Origin of the sequence: Roseiarcus sp. (genome assembly GCF_049514155.1) — a bacterium.
Taxonomy (GTDB): domain Bacteria; phylum Pseudomonadota; class Alphaproteobacteria; order Rhizobiales; family Beijerinckiaceae; genus Roseiarcus.
Genome location: NZ_JBEKVH010000021.1, coordinates 1 through 16,832 on the forward strand (window position 1 = coordinate 1; position 16,832 = coordinate 16,832).

The following is a 16,832-nucleotide window of genomic DNA, read 5'->3' on the forward strand; positions in this document are numbered from 1 at the left end:
GGCAAGGCGATGATCGCCGCCGCCCGCGGCGGCAAGATCGTCAACATTGCTTCACAATGCGCAACTGTCGCGATTGACGAGCACGTCGCCTATTGCGCCTCGAAGTTTGGCGTCGTCGGTCTCAGCAAGGTGCTGGCGGCCGAATGGGCCAAGCACCACATCTGCGTCAATACGATCTCGCCGACCGTCGTAATGACTGAACTCGGCAAGAAGGCGTGGGACAATCCGAAGGGCGAGGCGCTGAAGCTGCGCATCCCGGCTGGCCGTTTCGCCCTTCCGGAGGATATCGCCGCCGCGGCGGTGTTTCTCGCCTCTAACGGCGCCGATATGGTCAACGGCGCGGATCTCCTGGTCGACGGCGGCTATACGATCGTCTGACCGCCGCGTCGGATCAGAAAGGACCTGGGAGCTGGCCTCAATGCAACGTTTCATCAATGATGCGGACTTTGTCGTCGACGACACGGTTCGCGGCTTCGTCAAGGCGCACAGCGATCTGGTGAGGCTCGGCGAGAACCCGAAAGTTGTCGCCTACGCTCAGGCGCCGATTCGCGGCAAGGTCGGCGTGGTCACCGGCGGCGGGTCGGGGCACGAACCGGCGTTCATCGGCTATGTCGGCCGCAACATGCTCGACGCGGTGGCGGTGGGCGAGATCTTCTCCTCGCCGCCCGCCAAGAGCTTTTACGACGCGATGAAGATCGCCGACGGCGGCCGCGGCGTCGTCTGTCTCTATGGCAATTACGCCGGCGACAACATGAACGTCAAAATAGCGGTGAAGCTCGCCGCCAAGGACGGCCTCGAGGTCCTGACGGTGGTGGCCAACGACGACGTCTGCTCGGCGCCGCCGAACCAGCGCGAAAAGCGCCGCGGCGTCGCGGGCGAGATCCTGATGTGGAAGTGCGGCGCGGCCAAGGCGGCGCTGGGCGGAACCGCCCGCGAGGTGCAGGCTGCCGCGCAGAAGGCGATCGACAACTGCCGCTCGATCGGGGTCGGGCTGGGACCGTGCACGCTGCCGGCGGTCGGCCACCCCAATTTCTCGATCGAGGCGGGAAAGATGGAACTCGGCATCGGCCACCACGGCGAGCCGGGGACGAGCGTCGAGCCGCTGAAGACGGCGGCCGAGGTCGGGCGCGACATGGCCAAGGCGGTGCTCGACGATCACGGCCTTGTCGCCGGGACCGAAGTCGCCGTGCTCATCTCCGGGCTCGGCGCGACGCCGACCAACGAGCTCTACATCCTCAACGACGCCATCGACGAGGAGGTCCGCGGCCGCGGGCTCAAGATCGCGCGCACCTACGTCGGCAACTTCTTCACCTCGCTGGAGATGGTCGGGGCGACGCTGACGATCATGGCGCTCGACGCGGAGCTCAAGGAGCTGCTCGCCGTCGACGTGGTGTGCGCGGCGCCGTTGTGAGGAACGCTCTCATGCAAGCCTTCTCCAACGCCGGCAGCGGCGACATTGTTCTGGCGATCGCCCACCGCATCGTCGAGAACCGGGGCTATCTGAGCGACATCGACGGGCTGATCGGCGACGGCGACCACGGCGTCAACATGGCCAAGGGCTTTTCGCTCGCGGCGGAGCGGCTGCGCGGCAGGACGCGGCCGCTGGCGGTTTCGCTGGCGACGGTGGGCGACGTGTTGATGACGGAGATCGGCGGGGCGATGGGCCCGCTCTACGGCACGATGTTCTCCGGCTTCGCCGACGCCCTCGACGGGGTCGAGGAGATTGACGCCGCCGCGTTCGAGCGCATGCTTCGCCACGGTCTGGAGGAAGTCCAATCGATCGGCAACGCCAAGGTCGGCGACAAGACGCTGATCGACGCCTTGGCGCCGGCGCTGCAGGCGTTCGCCGCGACGGCGGCGATGCGCGACGACTTCGCCGCCGCGCTCGACGCGCTGATCGTCGCCGCCGAGAAGGGGCGCGATGGCACGATCGACCTCGTCGCCAAGATCGGCCGAGCGGCCAGACTAGGGGAGCGTTCGCGCGGCGTGCTCGACCCGGGCGCAACGTCGTGCGCGATCATTTTGCGCAGCCTCGCCGAGGGCGCGAAGGCGAAACTCGACGCATTGGAGCCACGCAAGTCACGCGAGGCGCAGCGATGAAGATCGCCTTGGGCGCGGACAGCGCCGGAAAACCCCTGCTCGACGTGATCGCCGCGCACCTGGCGCGCCGGCCCGAGCTGACGGTGACGGACTTGAGCGAGCCCGGCTTCTACGCCGACGTCGCGGCCAAGGTCGGCCAGGCGCTGCTCGCCGGCGAACACGACCGCGGCGTGTTGTTCTGCGGCACCGGCATCGGCGTTTGCATTTCCGCCAACAAGCTGCCGGGCATCCGCGCCGCATTGACGCATGACACGTATTCGGCCGAGCGGGCGGCGAAATCCAACAACGCCCAGATCATCGCCATGGGCGCGCGCGTCATCGGCCCCGAGCTCGCCAAGGCGATCGTCGACATGTGGCTCGCCTCGGTCTTCGACCCCAACGGCCCGTCGGCGGCCAACGTCGCCGCGGTCGATCGGCTGGATTCCCGCAACCGCGCCGGTTGAACGGCAAGCGCGAGCCGGCGCCGCAGGGATGGCGATCCTGGCGGGGAAGGCGCGGCGGCGCGGGGCGAGAGGCCGAACGCCGCGGCCGCATCTCCGCGCCGGCGGCAGGGACGCGCCCGATTTTGCGCGAACGCGCTCGACACGCGCGACGTAGACCTTCTATCTTCGTCTCGACGACGCCGGGCCGGCGCGCGGGAGGACAATCTCCGTGACCAACAGCGAGAGCGGGCTTCGCGGCAGCGGGCGGCCACGCCTCGCGCCGGTCGAGGCCGGCGGCGCGACGCCGCTGCGGTTCGGCGACGACCCTTACGTCTGGGCGAGCTGGCTCTACTACCAGGAAGGCATGACGCAGAGCGATATCGCCCAGACGATGGGGATATCGCGCGCCACTGTGATCGCCTACCTCAACGAGGCGCGCGAGCGCGGCATCGTCAACATTTCGATCGAACCGGGGCGGCTCGCCTCGCTGACGCTCGCGCAGTCGTTGAAGAGCCATTTCAACCTGCGCGACTGCTTCGTCATTCCCAACGGCGCCGATGATCAGGCGCTCGGCGACCGGTTGGGCGTCGCGGGCGCGCTGGCGCTGCGCAAGGTCCTCAAATCGGGCGACACGCTCGCCGTCACCGGCGGGCGGACGGTGATGGCGGTCGCCGACGGCCTCAAGGTCGCCGGCTTGCAGGATGTGACCGTCGTCCAGGCGATCGGCGGCGCGATCGCCAGGAATCCCGCGTCGCCGGGTCAGTGCGCGTCGACGATCGCTTCGGCCGTGAACGCGACCTGCGTCAGCCTCTCGGCTCCGGCGGTCGTCTCGAGCGTCGAGGCCAGGCGACTCATGGTCGCCGAGCCGCTTGTCGCCGAGCAGTTGGAGATCCTGTCGCGCGCCAACAAGGCGCTGTTCGGCATCGCCTCCTTGCGGCCCAACGCATCGCTCTACAGCGACGGCGTCTTCGACGCCGCCGCGCTGCAGAGCTACATCGACGGCGACGCCGTCGGCGTGCTGGCGGCGCGTTTCATCGACGCCTGGGGACAGCCAGTCGCGGGAACGCTCGATGACCGCGTGATCGGCCTGTCGCTCGAGGATTTGCTGCGCGTCGACTTGCGCATCTGCGTCGCGGGCGGGTTCGACAAGGTGCCGGCGATTCTCGCCGCGCTTCGCCGCGGCTACGCCAATGTGCTCGTCACCGACGCCGCCACGGCGCGCGGCGTGCTGCGCGCCGACGGCGGCGCCGAGCTCGAGCGGCGTCCGGGCGACAGGCAGCTCGTTAAGGAGCGCGGGCGCGAGCCGCGGCGCTACGTCAAGAAGTTCATCAACGAACCCGACGTGGTGGTCGAGGAGATGCTCGACGGAGCCATTCGCGCCCACCGCGCCTTCTTGCGGCCGCTCGCGTCTTCGCGGCGCGCGCTGGTGGCGCTTGACGGCCCGCGTCCGGGCAAGGTCGGCCTGGTCGTCGGCGGCGGGTCGGGCCACGAGCCCTGCTTCCTCGGCTACGTCGGCAAAGGCCTCGCCGACGCCGCCGCCGTCGGCAACATCTTCTCGACGCCGCCGCCCGATCCGATCTTCCACTGCGCGCAAGCGGTCTCGGGCGGCGCCGGCGTTCTCCTCGTCTACGGCAACTACGTCGGCGACGTGATGAATTTCGACATGGCGGCCGAAATCGCCCGCGACCACGGCATCGAGACGCGGTCGATCGTGACCACCGACGACGTCGCCTCGTCGCCGCGCGAGAATCGCGGTTCGCGGCGCGGCGTCGCCGGCAACGTCTTCGTCTTCAAGATTGCCGGCGCCGCATGCGACAAGGGCTGGAGCCTCGATGTTTGCGAGGCCGTCACGCGCAAGGCGAATGCGCGCACCTACACCGTCGGCGTCGCGCTCGAACCGTGCTCGTTGCCGCAGACCCGCCGCTACAACTTCGATATCGGACCCGATGAAATCGAAGTCGGCATGGGCATTCACGGCGAGCCTGGCGTCATGCGCGGCGCGCTTGCGTCCGCCGACGAGACGGTCGACATGATCCTCGACCAGATTTTCTCGGAAATGCGACCGGTCTCCGGCGACAAGGTCGCCGTCCTGGTCAATTCGCTCGGCGGCACGCCGCTGATGGAATTGTACATCCTCTACCGCCGCGTCGAGCAGCGGCTCGCCGCCAAGGGCGTCGAAATCGACATGAGCTTCGTCGGCCACTATTGCACGTCGATCGACATGGTCGGCGCCTCCATCTCGCTTCTGCATCTCGATCGTGAGCTACGGGAGCTTCTTCATCATCCTTGCCGAACCGCGTTCCTGCAGGTGAGCTGATCTCGGCGATCGCGCAGCGGAGAAACCAATGGTCGAGCTCCTTTCCCATTCGCTGGGTCGAATGTTCCACAATATCTCGGACGCGATCGAGGAAGCGAAGGACCAGCTCTCGGAGCTCGACGGCGCGGTCGGCGACGGCGATCATGGGGTGACGATGTCGATCGGCTTTCAGGCGGTGAAAGCGGAGCTGTCGCGGCGCAACGTCGATGCGATGGCGCCGGCGGATCTGATGAACACGGCGGCGATGGCGTTCCTCAATTCGGTCGGCGCGTCGACCGGCCCGCTCTACGCCACCGGACTGCGGCGCGTGGCGCAGGCGCTGGCCGGGGCGACCGACGTGACGCTGGAAGCGCAGGCGGCGCTGCTCAAGGGACTCGCCGACGGCGTGCGCGAACGCGGCAAGGGTCAGCGCGGCGACAAGACGATGCTCGACGCGTTGATCCCGGCGGCGGAGGCTGCCGCCAACTCCCTGCGGAAGTCCGCGAGCGTCGACGAGATGTGGCGGGACATCGTCGCCGCGGGGGAAGCCGGCGCGGCGGCGACGCGTTCGATGGTCGCGGTGCGGGGGCGCGCGGCGCGGCTCGGCGAACGGGCGCTCGGTCACGTCGATCCCGGCGCAGCCAGCGCCGTCGTCATTCTCAAAGCAATGGCGCTGACGTTCTGCGACGCCAGCAAAGGGAGGACGGCGGGCGAACGTGCGGGGCGGGGCGTTCGCAAACCGGAGACGCATTCAGAGCGTCGCAAGGGGTCGAACGGATGATTCCTCCGGCGGTCGTTCGCTGACGCGACGGCCCGTCCGGCTGAGATTGCCGCGCGGCGACGGGCGCCCCCGACGCGGGCGAAGCTTCATCGTGGTTCGCCCGGTGGGCGCGTCAGGAGGCGGGCTGATCGCGGCCTTCGTATTCGAAGTAGCGAAAGTCCGCGGCTGCGCCGCCGCCGGAAACGTCAAAAGCGAACATGCCGACGAAGGCGCCGGTAAAGGACCGGTGTTCGCCGCCGCCGGCTTCGTCCGAGAGGATCGACGCGTCGAGAACCGGACCGACGTTGCGCCAGCCGCCAGGCGAAGCCCAGGCGAACTGTAGGCCGCTTCGTCAAGTCGGCCCCGAAGGCGACGTCGCGCTCGCCGAAGATCGGGCTCTGGCGGCATATGCCCGCCGCGCGTTCGACGCCGCCGAGCAGCAGTAACCCTCGCGGCGGCGAACGACGGACGCCAGCCCCGCCGCCGTTGCGCGGCGGGGTTTCTTTCCCGGCAAGGCGAGGCGCGTCGTTTGTCGAGGGTCGAGGACGCCCATTTCGAACCCGCCAGACGGACGTCCGCCAACGGTTGGGCGGTCCTCACCCTCACGATCCTGCCGGCGATCCTGATGTTTCTGATGGCGCAACGCTACATCGTCGCCGGCCTCACCGCCGGCGCGGTCAAGGGATGAACGCGCCGCTCGGCGATTGGCTTCAGCGCGCCGGCGTCACGCGACGGGCGCCGGCCCTGCGCTCGTCGCCAGGGAGGCGTTGGCGGCGGCGATCGACTCGGCGAGCGCGTCGAGGGCGGCGAAGGTTTCCGCGTTCGGCGCGCCCTTCGTCAACACCGGCTCGAAGAACTCGGCCTTGAACTCGCGCAGCATCTCCTTGAGCAGATCGGGCATCGTCGTTCCCCAACCGTAGGAGCCGATCATCGCCGCGAACCGCGTCTTGGGCGCCAGCGCGTTGACGAGGATCGCCGCGTAGGCGAGGCTCGGATGCGGTCCGGCCAGCACCGTCGGACTGGCGAAGACGACCGTCGAGGCGTCGACCAACGCCATCGACAGCACGCCCGAGTCGAGGCCGACCGCGTTGATGAGCCGCACCGGCAGACCTCTCTCCATCAGTCGGTCGGTCAGTCGTTCCACCATCGCGGCGGTGCTGTTGTACATCGACACGTAGACGATCAAGACCTCGGGCTTCACCTCGTCTGAAGTCCAGCGGCGGTAAAGGTCGGTGATGACGCTCGGCCTGAAGTGCACCGGTCCGTGGCTGGGCGCGATGATTTCCGGCTCGAGTTCCTCCACCCGCTTGAGCGCGCTGCGGCATTGGATGCGGTAAGGCGCCATGATCTCGGCGTAATAGCGCTTGGCCGCCACTTCGAACTGCGCTTCGTCGCCGACGGCAAGCTCGGACGCCGCGAGATGCGCGCCGAGGAAATCGCAGGGGAAGAAGATGCGGTCTTCTTCGAGGAAGACGCCCATCGTCTCCGGCCAATGCACCCAGGGCATGAAAACGAATTTCAGCGTCTTGCCGCCGAGCGAAAGCGCGCGCCCGTCCTTCGCCTCGAGGAACGCGCCGCGGTCGAGCGGCATCTCGTCGCACATCATCCGCCAGCAACGCGCGTTGGCGACGACCTTGGCCTTGGGGAAGAGTTCGAGCACCGCCGGTATCGAGCCGGCGTGATCGAGCTCGGCGTGGTTGGCGACGACGTAGTCGATCGTCTCGACCCCGGTCGCCTTCAAGGCGGCGATGAACGCTGCGGTCTTGGGTGGATAGACGGTGTCGATCAGGGCTGTCTTCTCGCCGCCCTTGACCAGATAGGAGTTGTAGCTGGTGCCGTCGGGCAACGGAACCAGCTCGTCGAATAGCTTGCGGTCCCAGTCGTTGGCGCGCAGCGAATAGACGTCGTCTTTGATTTTCACCGGGATCATGGCCGTCGCCTCCCGCGCGCCGCGCCCGCGGCGGCGCACGACCGCTTGGTTAGCGCGCTTGGCCGCCGGCTTCTGTCGGCTGGCCGACAGGCGCTGCGCCGCTGGGCCGCCTTAGCCCGGGTCGGGGCGCTCGCCGTCGAAGGATTCGATAAAGAGTTCGCGGCCTTCGAGAATTTCCGCGTCGGCGGCGGCGCATTCGGGGCAATCGAACCGGTAGTCCGGCGCCCGCCAGACTGCGCCGCAGGCGCGGCAGCGCGCCTTGGCCGCGATCTCTTCGACCTCGAGCGCGGCCCCATCGGCGAGGCCGCCTTCGGCGAGCGCCTCGAACGCGAGGCGGAGCTGGCGCGCGTCGATCCCGCGCAACCGGCCGACCTTCACCCGCACGCGCGAGATGCGGGCGATCCCATGCGCCTTGGCCTGCGCTTGCAGGATCGACAGCAGCCCGTTCGCCACGCTCATCTCGTGCACCCAGCGCCTCCTTCTCCAGCGGCGGGGCGAGCGGCCCGGCGGGCCCGCTCGGCCAAGCTTGCGCCATCCTGCCGCACCCTCGCTAGCGAAAGTGTCGGCCAGCCGACAGAACGGGTCGGGCGAAGGGGCTACTGCGATCGCCGAGGGTCGAAACGCGTCCGGAGGAAAGGCCTCTCGCCATGTTGGACCATCTGTCGATCGCTGCGTTGACGGCGTCGCCGACGACGCTGGCAGCGGTTGGGGCGGTCGTTCTGCTTCTGGGCGAGATCGCGGCCTTGCTCAGCCTGCCGAACCTCGCCTGGACGTTCGCGATTTCGACCGTCGCCGAGCTCGGCTACGTGCTGATCGGCCTGGGCGTGGGCGGACCGGCGGGCGACACCGGGGCGCTGATGCATCTTGGCTATCAGGCGGCGATGCGCGGCCTCGTGCTCGCCGCCGGCTGGCGCCTGGTCCGCCGCACCGGCTCGGCCAATCTCAACGCGCTCGCCGGCAGCGGTCGGCGCATGCCGGTCGCAGCGACGCTATTCGGCTTCGGCGTGTTCTCGGTGATGGGGCTGTCGCCTTTCAAGGGTTCGTTCTCGAAGTTCATTGTCCTCTATGCGGCGATCGAGCAGGGCCAGTGGCTGGTCGCGTTCGCCGGCACGCTGGCGACCATCGTCGCCGCGGTCTATTACATCCTGGTCGTCCAGAAGATCTGCCTCGAGCCGGCGACGCTGACGGTCGAGCTCGCGCCGGCGCCTCGGGCGCCGCTGGCCATCGCCTGGCTGCTGACGGCGCTGACGATTCTCATCAGCCTGTGGCCGGCGCCGTTCCTGCTCTTCGCCGCGCGCCTGGCCGGTTTTCCCGGCGCCGAAGGCGTGCCGCAATTCGAGACGCCGTGGGCGACGCCGGTCCTCGTCCCCTATCTCGGCGGCTTCGCCGTCTACCTCATCGGCCGCGCGTCGGCGCGGGGGCGCGACGTCGCCGCCGTCCTGCTGGCTGTCGCCACCGTCGCCGTCGTCGCCCTCGACGGCGGCCTCGACCCGGCCTCGCGACTGTTCGCGCTGCTGTTCTCCGGCGTCTGCTGCCTGATGATCGTCTATTCGATCGGCTACATCGGCCGCGCCGCGACCGCCAATCGCTACTACTTCTTCGCCTTCCTGATGGCCGGCTCGCTGATCGGCGTCGCGACGGCGCACGAGCTCGGCAACTTCTACGTCTTCTGGGAGCTGATGACCTGGACGTCGTACTTCCTGGTCATCCACGAACAGACTCCCAAGGCCCTGCGCGCCGGCCTCGTCTACTTCCTGATGTGCGCGGCGGGCGCCTATCTGATGAATTTTGGCATCCTGCTGACGCACGCCGAGATCGGCTCGTTCGAGCTCGCCGCGATCGCCGACAAGGCCAGCGTCATTCCGCCGCTCGCCGGCGCCGCCATCGTCCCCTGCCTGTTCGTCGGCTTCGCCGTGAAGATGGGCCTGGTTCCGCTGCAGAGCTGGCTGCCGCTCGCCCACCCGGAAGCGCCGTCGTCGATCTCCGGCCCGCTGTCGGGCGTGCTGACCAAGGCCGGCCTGCTCGGCATGGTCAAGGTGCTCTACGTCGCCTTCGGCGCCAGCGCGCTGGCGCGCTATGCCGTCAGCGGCCTCGACGCCAACACAGTGCTGATGAGTCTCGGCTGCCTGACGCTGATCTACGGCGAGATTCGCGCCCTGTTCGAGCGCGAGCTCAAGCGCATGCTGGCCTTCTCGACCATCGCCCAGATCGGCGAGATCGCCGCCGTCCTCGGCATCGGCACGGCGCTGGCGAGCGACGCGGCGCTGCTCCACGTCACCAACCACGCGATGATGAAGACGCTGCTGTTCTACGCGGCGGGCGCCTTCATCCTCAGGACCGGCGGCAAGCGAATCGAGGATCTCGCCGGGCTCGGCCGCGCGATGCCGTTCACCGCCGGCGCCTACGCGCTCGCCAGCTTCGCCATCATGGGCCTGCCGCCGTTCTCGGGCTTCGTCTCGAAGTTCTTCATGATCTACGCCGCGGCGATGGGCGGCCACATCGAGATCGCCGCGCTGATGCTGCTCGGCGGAATCATCGGCGTGATCTACTACACGCGCGTCGTCAGCTTCCTCTTCTACTATCCCCACAAGGGCGAAGGCGTCCGCGAGGCGCCGGTTCCGATGCTGGTTGCGATGGGCGTTCTCGCCGCGGCGATTCTCGTCGGCGGTTTCGCCCCCGGCTGGCAGCTCAATCTCATCGCCCAGGTCGGCGACCTGGCCGCGCTGCGCGGCGCGCTCGCCAGCGGGCCGTTGCCGGGCCTCGTCGCCGACTGGCCGGCCGGCGCGACCATCGCCATCGTCGGCGCGGTCGCGGTGGCGCTCGTCGGCCGGACCTCGGCGGTCTGGGCCGGACGGCTCGCGGTCGCGACGCTGGTTGCGGCGCTCGGCGGCGTGATCGCCCAGTCCGGGCGCTACGACCTGCTGTCGTTTTGCTTCGCCGTGCTGATCGCCGCCGTTGGCGCGCTCAACATGCTGCACTCCACCGCCTACCTCGCCGACAGCCATCGGCAGGGGCGCTTCTTCGCCGCCTTCACGGTGATGATCGCTGGCCTCATCGGCATGACGCAGGCCAAGGACATCTTCAGCTTCTTCGCCTTCTGGGAGCTGATGAGCTCCTGGGCGCTGTGGGCGGCGATCTGCCACGAGGAGACCGCCGCGGCGCGTCGCGAAGGCTTCAAGTACTTCATCTTCAACACCGTCGGCGCGAGCTTCATGTTCCTCGGCCTGGCGATGATTGCGGCGCGGGCGGGAACGTTCGAGTTCGCCGCGCTCGGCGCGGCGTTGCGGGGCCTCCCACCTGCAATCGTCGCGCCGGGCGTCGTCTTGGTGTTCCTCGGCCTGGTGATGAAGGCGGCGATGCTGCCGGTGCGCATCGACTACCAGATGCACCCGGCGCTCGCCCCGACCCCGGTCTCCGGCTACATCTCGGCGGTGCTGCTGAAGAGCGGCCCGTGGGGCGTGCTGAAGCTGTTCGTCGTGTTCGGCGGGGCGACGCTGTTTTCCAAGCTCGGCGGCGAGGTCAACGGCCAGCCGGTCATTCTCACCGTCATCTCGATCATCGCCGCCCTCACCATCCTCTACGCCGGCGCGATGGCGGCGATCCAGAACGGCGTCAAGCTGCTGCTCATCTATTCGACGGTGTGCCAGCTAGGCTACGTGCTGCTCGGCGTGTCGCTCGGCACGACGCTCGGCGTCGCCGGCGGTCTGATGCACTTCGTCAACCACATGATGCTGAAGGATGCGATGTTCCTGGTCGCCGGCGCGGTGATGGTGAAGAGCCACGCGACCATGCTCGACGAGCTCGGCGGGCTCGGCCGCCGCATGCCGTTCACCTTCGGCGTCTTCCTGCTGTCGGGCCTGTCGCTCGCCGGCGTGCCGCCGCTCAACGGCTTCTCGTCGAAGTGGTTGATCTACTATGCGGCCTTCCAGTCTGGCCATTGGGCGCTCGCCGTGGCGGCGATGATCGGCAGCCTGCTGACGCTCGCCGCGGTGATGAAGTTCGCCCACGCCGCCTTCATGGGGCCGCCGACCGCTCACGCGCTCGCCGCCGAGGAGGCGCCGGCCGCGATGCTGATCCCGATGGGCGCGCTTGCCGCGGCGAGCGTGGTCTTCGGCCTGTTCCCCGGCCTGCTGCTCGTGCCGATCGCGGCGATCGAGCGCGAGCTCGGCTTTGTCCCAATCGCCGCCTCGCTGCTTGGGCCGCTGCCCGGCCTCGAAGGTTGGAGCCCGCTGCTGCTGACGGCGCTGACGGCGATGTTCGCCATTCTGCTGCTGCCGTGGCTGCGGCTCGGGCGCGGCGCCGAGGTCGTGCGCAGCAGCGTCCATCTGTGCGGCGTCGTCGACATCGCCGCGGAAGAGATGCGGCCGGGCACGGCCAGGCTCTACGAGACCCCGGACGCGATCTTGCGCCGCGCCCTGTTCGCGCCGGAGCGTGCGGCCAAGCGCGAAGAGGCATGAGGGGGCGATGATGACCAGCCAACTCCCGATTGTGGTCGCTGCGCTCGTCTTTCCCGGCGGCGTGTTCGCGCTGGCGCTCGGTCTGGCGCTGAAGGGCGCCGACCGCCGCTTCGCCGCTCGGCTGCAGGGCCGCGTCGGACCGCCGCTTGCCCAGCCGTTCTTCGATGTCGTCAAGCTCGGCTTCAAGCGCACCATGGCGCCGGACGTCGCCTGCGCGCCGGTGTTCTTCGGCGCGCCGCTGGTCGGCGCCGTTTCGATGTTGCTGGCGATGACGCTGGTCCCGATCGCCGGCGTTTACGCGCCCGGGCCGATCGGCGGCGATCTGCTGGTGCTGATCTACCTGCTCGCCGTGCCGGGCGTGGCGTTGATGCTCGCCGGCTCGTCGTCCGGGTCTCCGTATGGCGCGATCGGCTTCTCGCGCGAGATGGCGATGATGCTCGCCTACGAGGGGCCGATCGTGCTCATCGTCGCCGCGGTGGGGCTGCGGGTCGGCCTGGCGACGGGGCAGGGGCCGACGTTCTCGCTGAGCGCGATCGTCGCCTACCAGCAGGCCCATGGCGCGCTGCTGTTCGATCCGGTCATGTGGCCGGCGGTCGTCGCCTTCGCCTTCTTCTATCCGGCCAATCTCGGCATCGTGCCGTTCGACATTCCCGAGGCCGAGACGGAAGTGCTCGAAGGCCCGCTGCTCGAATACTCGGGCCGGCCGCTCGCCTTGTTCAAGGTCATGTCGGCGCTGAAGGCGGTGGTGGTGCTCGGCCTCGGCGTCGCTCTGTTCATGCCGCTGCCGTTCTCCGGAATCGTCGGCCTGATCGGTTGGCTCGCGCAATTGCTGGCGCTGGCGCTGGTCGGCGTCACCGCGGTGCGGGTCGGCGCCGGGCGCATGCGCATCGACCAGGCGTTCGTCTTCTTCCTCAAGTGGCCGCTGGCGCTGGCGCTGGTGAGCGTCCTTGCCGCCGCCTATTTCTCTGCGGGAGTTGCGCCGTGACCCTCGTCGCCAGACTCAAGGACGTCGCCGCGCGCTCGCCGTGGCTCTATCGGATCAACTCCGGCTCGTGCAACGGCTGCGACGTCGAGACCGCCACCACCGCGCTGGTGCCGCGCTACGACGTCGAACGTCTCGGCTGCGTCTATTGCGGCAGCCCGCGCCACGCCGACATCGTGCTGATCACCGGACCGCTGACCCGGCATGTGCTCGCGGCGGCCCAGCGCGTCTACGCCGAAATTCCCGATCCGAAGGTGACGGTGGCGATCGGCGTCTGCCCGATCTCGGGCGGCATCTTCCGCGAGAGCTACGCCATCTGCGCGCCAATCGACCGGTACTTCCCGGTCGACGTCAACGTGCCCGGCTGCCCGCCGCGGCCGCCGGCGATCATCGAAGGCGTCGCCAAGGCGATCGCCATCTGGCGGCAGCGGCTGTGAGGAGGGCGCGATGAACTTTCTCACCCTCTTCGCCCGCAATCTCAGACGCGGCCCTTATACGGAGCGGTTTCCGTTCGGCCCGCCCGCGCCGGCGCCGAAGCGGCTGCGCGGCCGGATCGAATTCGAGGCGAAGCTCTGCGAAGGCTGCCTGCTGTGCGAGAAGCTGTGCCCGTCGGGCGCGATCCGCTTCTCGCGCACCGCCGCGGGCCTTGCCTTCGACTGCTGGCATTCGACCTGCGTCTTCTGCGGCACCTGCGCGTTTTATTGCCCGAGCGGGTCGATCCGACAGACGACCGACTGGAGCCTCGCCCATGTCGAGGCGGAGATGTTCGCGGTCGCCGAGCATGGCCTGATCCCGACGATCGTCTGCGCCGAATGCGGCGGCAAGGGGCTCGATACGGCGTCGAACGTCGCCAAGGTCCGTCCGCCGCTGTCGGACGAGGAATACGCGCAATTGCGCAGGCGCTGCCCGAAGTGCCGCAACAAGTTTCTCAGGAACCGGGGGAAGACCTCATGACCCGCTTGCCCGAGGATATCCAGGCTCAACTCGCCGCCGCCGCGCCCGCCGGGATCGACTATTCGTCGACGGCCTCGCCGCACGGCGCCGTCACCGCATGGTGCGGCCTGGCGAACAGCGAGGATCTCCTCGTCGTCGGCAAGATGTTGCTCCGGCTCGGCGCGCGGCTGGCGATGGTCTCGGCGCTGCAGCCGCCGCCGCCCGAAGCGGAAGAGGAAGACGAAGAGGCGCCCGAGGCGGGCGGCGAAGCGGAAACGGCCAAGCCGACGAAGGCGCCGCCCAAGACCTTCGGCGGCACGCCGATCGACGGGACCTCCTACGAGATCGACTACCATTTCGTGCTCGGCGGCGACTTCCTCACAGTGATCGTCTATCTGCCGGCCGGCGGCTCGATCGGCTCGCTCACGCCGCTGTTCCGCTCCGCCGACTGGCCTGAGCGCGAGATCATGGAGATGTACTCCATCGTTGTCCGCGACCATCCCGATCCGCGCCGCCTGTTCCTCGATCCGGCGATCGACACGGCGGCGCTCGAGCGGCTGATCCCATTCTCGACCCTGGTCAACGCCGCCAGCACCAAGGCGCTGTGGGACAAGGTCCTGGCGGCGAAGGGAGGGGCGTCATGAGCGCTGTCGGCTCGCCCAAGACCTACACCATCCCCGTCGGACCGCTGCATGTCGCGCTCGAAGAGCCGATGTATTTCCACATCGACGTCGAAGGCGAAACCGTGCGCGCAGTCGACATTCGCGCCGGCCACGTGCACCGCGGCGTCGAGTACCTGGCCACCAAGCGCTCGATCTACCAGAACGTCGTGCTGGTCGAGCGCATTTGCGCGCTGTGCTCCAACAGCCATCCCGAGACCTTCGTCATGGCCTGCGAGCAGATCGCCGGCCTCGATATCCCTGAGCGCGCGGCTTACCTCCGGGTGATCGCCGCCGAGATCAAGCGCATCGCTTCGCATCTGTTCAACGTCGGCATCCTGGCGCATCTGACCGGCTACGACACCCTGTTCATGCACGCCATGCAGGTGCGCGAAATCATGCAGGACGTGAAGGAGACGTTGTTCGGCAACCGCATGGACATCGGCGCGCTGTGCATCGGCGGGGTGCGCTACGACCTTGACGCCGAGACGATCGCCTATCTTTCCGCCGCGCTCGACAAGCTCGCGCCTGAAGTCGACGCGCTCGCCGGCGTCTACCGTCGCAACCACACGATCCTGCGCCGCTCGCGCGGAATCGGCCTGCTGACCAAGGAGCAGGCGATCGCTTGCGCGACGGTCGGCCCGGTGGCGCGCGCCTGCGGATTGGAATACGACGTGCGCGTCGCCGCGCCCTACGCCGCCTACGACCGCCTGAAAGTCGACGTGCCGACGCTGGTCGACGGCGACGTGTGGTCGCGGGCGATGATCCGGCTGACCGAGATCGGCGTCTCGATTCAGCTCCTGCGCGACTGTCTGCGCGATCTGCCCGGCGGCCCGACCCGTCTTCCCGATCGGCCCGACATTCCCGCCGGGCGCGCGATGGGCAAGTGCGAAGCGCCGCGCGGCGAGCTCGTCTATTTTCTCAAGACCACCGGCGCCGACGAGCCCGAACGGGTGAAGTGGCGCGTGCCGAGCTTCCCCAACTGGGACGCGCTCGGCTTCATGCTGCGCGGCGCGAAGATCGCCGACATCGCCATCGTCGTGAACAGCATCGATCCATGCGTGTCCTGCACGGAGCGCTGAACGCGCGTCGGCCTCAGTAAGCCGCCGCGACAAGGAGAAGGAGACGAAACATGGCCCATCAGATTCTCGCCGACGCCTGCACCGGCTGCGGCGCCTGTGAAAGCGAATGCCCGAACAAGGCGATTTCGCATAAGGGCAAGCTGTTCAAGATCGACCCGAAGAAGTGCAAGGACTGCGAGGGCGATTTCGATACCCCGCAATGCGCCGATATCTGCCAGACGGGCGCCTGCGTGCCGCTCGAGCAAGCGGCCTGAGTCGTCGAAGGGAGCGAATCCGATGGACGTCTACGAGGAGCTCATTCGTGAGCGAGACGCGGGGCGCTGCTGCGCCCTGGCGGTGATCGTCAACGCGACCGGCTCGATCCCGTCCTATGAGACGGCGAAGATGCTGGTGCGCGAGGACGGTTCGATCGTCGGCACCATCGGCGGCGGCGCCGGCGAGGCGGCGGTGATCCGCGAGGCGAGGGCGGTGATCGCCTCCGGCAGACCGAAGCTGGCTTCCTTCGATTTGCACGAGAATCCGCGGATGGACCTCGGCATGGTGTGCGGCGGCAGTCTCAACGTTTTCATCGAGGCGATTTGTCCGCCGCCGGTCGCCTATCTGTTCGGCGCGGGCCATGTCGGGCGCCTCACCGCCCAGGCGGCCAAGCTGGCGCGCATCGGAGTCGAGGTGATCGACGACCGCCCCGAGTTCGCCAACCAGGAGCGCTTCCCCGACGCGCGCGCGATTCACGCCGGGGAAATGGAAGAGTCGTTCAAGGCGTTGAGGCCGAACCCCCGCTCGCTCGTCTTCATCGCCACCCGCGGCCACGTGTTCGACGCGCGCGCGCTGCGCTGGGCGGTCGATACGCCCGCCGCCTACATCGGCATGATCGGTTCGCGGCGCAAAGTGAAGGTCGTCTACGATAAGCTGAAACTGGACGGGGTGACCGATGAGCAGTTCGCCCGCGTCCTCGCGCCGGTCGGCTTGGACATCGGCGCCGTGACCCCGGAAGAAATCGCCATTTCGGTCGTCGCCGAAATGATCGCCACGATCCGCAAGTCGGACGCCGCGCGCCCGGCGATGCGCAACATGCGCGAAGTCGCCGCGGCGGCCGAGCGCAAAATCCCACAGTCGAAGTCGGAAGTCCGCGACGCTCCGGAGATCCAGTTCTCGCCCGACGGCGAGGCCGGATGGTCCGTCGGCACGGAATCGAAGCTCTGAAGGAGAGA

At 68.4% G+C, this 16,832-nt stretch carries 16 protein-coding genes and 2 pseudogenes; 15 read left to right on the forward strand and 3 right to left on the reverse strand.

Translation table 11 applies throughout. The features are described 5' to 3' along the window. From ABSF49_RS04950 to dhaL (ABSF49_RS04975), 6 genes are all read left to right on the forward strand, one after another. The coding region (locus ABSF49_RS04950) for an SDR family oxidoreductase (RefSeq protein WP_424111521.1) at window positions 1-378 on the forward strand (378 nt) is incomplete at its 5' end. Window positions 379-418: 40 nt separating this feature from the next. Continuing rightward, window positions 419-1,411: a dihydroxyacetone kinase subunit DhaK gene (locus tag ABSF49_RS04955; RefSeq protein WP_424111522.1), complete on the forward strand. Its 993-nt coding sequence runs from the start codon at window positions 419-421 to the stop codon at window positions 1,409-1,411. An 11-nt stretch (window positions 1,412-1,422) separates the two neighbouring features. Further along, complete coding sequence (gene dhaL, locus ABSF49_RS04960) at window positions 1,423-2,100, forward strand: dihydroxyacetone kinase subunit DhaL (RefSeq protein ID WP_424111523.1); 678 nt, start codon at window positions 1,423-1,425, stop codon at window positions 2,098-2,100. Continuing rightward, the gene (gene derI / locus ABSF49_RS04965) at window positions 2,097-2,543 is read left to right on the forward strand and encodes a D-erythrulose-4-phosphate isomerase (RefSeq protein WP_424111524.1); all 447 of its coding nucleotides are present in this window, start codon (window positions 2,097-2,099) and stop codon (window positions 2,541-2,543) included. Before dhaL (ABSF49_RS04960) ends, derI begins: the two co-directional genes overlap by 4 nt. 208 nt (window positions 2,544-2,751) lie before the next feature. Then, window positions 2,752-4,839, forward strand: a complete 2,088-nt coding sequence (locus tag ABSF49_RS04970) for a bifunctional sugar-binding transcriptional regulator/dihydroxyacetone kinase subunit DhaK (RefSeq protein WP_424111525.1) — start codon at window positions 2,752-2,754, stop codon at window positions 4,837-4,839. 28 nt (window positions 4,840-4,867) lie between these two features. Then, window positions 4,868-5,599, forward strand: a complete 732-nt coding sequence (gene dhaL / locus ABSF49_RS04975) for a dihydroxyacetone kinase subunit DhaL (protein WP_424111526.1) — start codon at window positions 4,868-4,870, stop codon at window positions 5,597-5,599. Between the two features lie 112 nt (window positions 5,600-5,711). Here dhaL (ABSF49_RS04975) and ABSF49_RS04980 read toward each other — a convergent pair. Then, window positions 5,712-5,891 (reverse strand): annotated as a pseudogene (locus tag ABSF49_RS04980) (beta-xylosidase family glycoside hydrolase); the annotation flags it as partial. A 276-nt stretch (window positions 5,892-6,167) separates the two neighbouring features. Here ABSF49_RS04980 and ABSF49_RS04985 point away from each other — a divergent pair. Further along, window positions 6,168-6,266: pseudogene (locus tag ABSF49_RS04985) on the forward strand (carbohydrate ABC transporter permease); the annotation flags it as partial. Between the two features lie 36 nt (window positions 6,267-6,302). Here the strand turns inward: ABSF49_RS04985 and ABSF49_RS04990 are convergent. Both ABSF49_RS04990 and ABSF49_RS04995 read right to left on the reverse strand, forming a co-directional pair. Continuing rightward, window positions 6,303-7,508, reverse strand: coding sequence for an FprA family A-type flavoprotein (locus ABSF49_RS04990; RefSeq protein WP_424111527.1), 1,206 nt, complete (start codon window positions 7,506-7,508; stop codon window positions 6,303-6,305). Between the two features lie 111 nt (window positions 7,509-7,619). Then, the gene (locus tag ABSF49_RS04995) at window positions 7,620-7,967 is read right to left on the reverse strand and encodes a hydrogenase maturation nickel metallochaperone HypA/HybF (RefSeq protein ID WP_424111554.1); all 348 of its coding nucleotides are present in this window, start codon (window positions 7,965-7,967) and stop codon (window positions 7,620-7,622) included. Between the two features lie 188 nt (window positions 7,968-8,155). Between ABSF49_RS04995 and ABSF49_RS05000 the strand changes: the two genes are divergently transcribed. The 8 genes from ABSF49_RS05000 to ABSF49_RS05035 are packed head-to-tail and all read left to right on the forward strand — an operon-like array spanning window position 8,156 to window position 16,824. After that, the gene (locus ABSF49_RS05000) at window positions 8,156-11,965 is read left to right on the forward strand and encodes a proton-conducting transporter transmembrane domain-containing protein (protein WP_424111528.1); all 3,810 of its coding nucleotides are present in this window, start codon (window positions 8,156-8,158) and stop codon (window positions 11,963-11,965) included. A 10-nt stretch (window positions 11,966-11,975) separates the two neighbouring features. After that, the gene (locus tag ABSF49_RS05005) at window positions 11,976-12,950 is read left to right on the forward strand and encodes a respiratory chain complex I subunit 1 family protein (protein ID WP_424111529.1); all 975 of its coding nucleotides are present in this window, start codon (window positions 11,976-11,978) and stop codon (window positions 12,948-12,950) included. After that, the gene (locus ABSF49_RS05010; protein ID WP_424111530.1) at window positions 12,947-13,384 is read left to right on the forward strand and encodes an NADH-quinone oxidoreductase subunit B family protein; all 438 of its coding nucleotides are present in this window, start codon (window positions 12,947-12,949) and stop codon (window positions 13,382-13,384) included. Before ABSF49_RS05005 ends, ABSF49_RS05010 begins: the two co-directional genes overlap by 4 nt. 10 nt (window positions 13,385-13,394) lie before the next feature. Beyond that, window positions 13,395-13,901: a 4Fe-4S binding protein gene (locus ABSF49_RS05015; RefSeq protein ID WP_424111531.1), complete on the forward strand. Its 507-nt coding sequence runs from the start codon at window positions 13,395-13,397 to the stop codon at window positions 13,899-13,901. Further along, on the forward strand, window positions 13,898-14,524 hold the full coding sequence (locus ABSF49_RS05020; protein ID WP_424111532.1) for an NADH-quinone oxidoreductase subunit C: 627 nt from the start codon (window positions 13,898-13,900) through the stop codon (window positions 14,522-14,524). Before ABSF49_RS05015 ends, ABSF49_RS05020 begins: the two co-directional genes overlap by 4 nt. Beyond that, window positions 14,521-15,621, forward strand: coding sequence for a hydrogenase large subunit (locus tag ABSF49_RS05025; RefSeq protein WP_424111533.1), 1,101 nt, complete (start codon window positions 14,521-14,523; stop codon window positions 15,619-15,621). Before ABSF49_RS05020 ends, ABSF49_RS05025 begins: the two co-directional genes overlap by 4 nt. A 50-nt stretch (window positions 15,622-15,671) precedes the next feature. After that, window positions 15,672-15,875 (forward strand): 4Fe-4S binding protein, encoded by a 204-nt coding sequence (locus ABSF49_RS05030; RefSeq protein ID WP_424111534.1) that lies wholly within the window; start codon window positions 15,672-15,674, stop codon window positions 15,873-15,875. Window positions 15,876-15,897: 22 nt separating this feature from the next. Further along, window positions 15,898-16,824 carry an XdhC family protein gene (locus tag ABSF49_RS05035; protein WP_424111535.1) on the forward strand — a complete coding sequence of 309 codons (927 nt, stop codon included), beginning with the start codon at window positions 15,898-15,900 and terminating at the stop codon, window positions 16,822-16,824. Window positions 16,825-16,832 lie beyond the last annotated feature (8 nt).

Bases quoted from the DNA above. Each gene is read 5' to 3' on its own strand.
- ABSF49_RS04990 (WP_424111527.1), bottom strand. From the start codon at position 7,508: ATGATCCCGGTGAAAATCAAAGACGACGTCTATTCGCTGCGCGCCAAC.
- ABSF49_RS05025 (WP_424111533.1), top strand. From the start codon at position 14,521: ATGAGCGCTGTCGGCTCGCCCAAGACCTACACCATCCCCGTCGGACCG.
- ABSF49_RS04955 (WP_424111522.1), top strand. From the start codon at position 419: ATGCAACGTTTCATCAATGATGCGGACTTTGTCGTCGACGACACGGTT.
- ABSF49_RS05030 (WP_424111534.1), top strand. From the start codon at position 15,672: ATGGCCCATCAGATTCTCGCCGACGCCTGCACCGGCTGCGGCGCCTGT.
- dhaL (WP_424111523.1), top strand. From the start codon at position 1,423: ATGCAAGCCTTCTCCAACGCCGGCAGCGGCGACATTGTTCTGGCGATC.
- dhaL (WP_424111526.1), top strand. From the start codon at position 4,868: ATGGTCGAGCTCCTTTCCCATTCGCTGGGTCGAATGTTCCACAATATC.
- ABSF49_RS05035 (WP_424111535.1), top strand. From the start codon at position 15,898: ATGGACGTCTACGAGGAGCTCATTCGTGAGCGAGACGCGGGGCGCTGC.
- derI (WP_424111524.1), top strand. From the start codon at position 2,097: ATGAAGATCGCCTTGGGCGCGGACAGCGCCGGAAAACCCCTGCTCGAC.
- ABSF49_RS04995 (WP_424111554.1), bottom strand. From the start codon at position 7,967: ATGAGCGTGGCGAACGGGCTGCTGTCGATCCTGCAAGCGCAGGCCAAG.
- ABSF49_RS05020 (WP_424111532.1), top strand. From the start codon at position 13,898: ATGACCCGCTTGCCCGAGGATATCCAGGCTCAACTCGCCGCCGCCGCG.
- ABSF49_RS05000 (WP_424111528.1), top strand. From the start codon at position 8,156: ATGTTGGACCATCTGTCGATCGCTGCGTTGACGGCGTCGCCGACGACG.
- ABSF49_RS05015 (WP_424111531.1), top strand. From the start codon at position 13,395: ATGAACTTTCTCACCCTCTTCGCCCGCAATCTCAGACGCGGCCCTTAT.
- ABSF49_RS05005 (WP_424111529.1), top strand. From the start codon at position 11,976: ATGACCAGCCAACTCCCGATTGTGGTCGCTGCGCTCGTCTTTCCCGGC.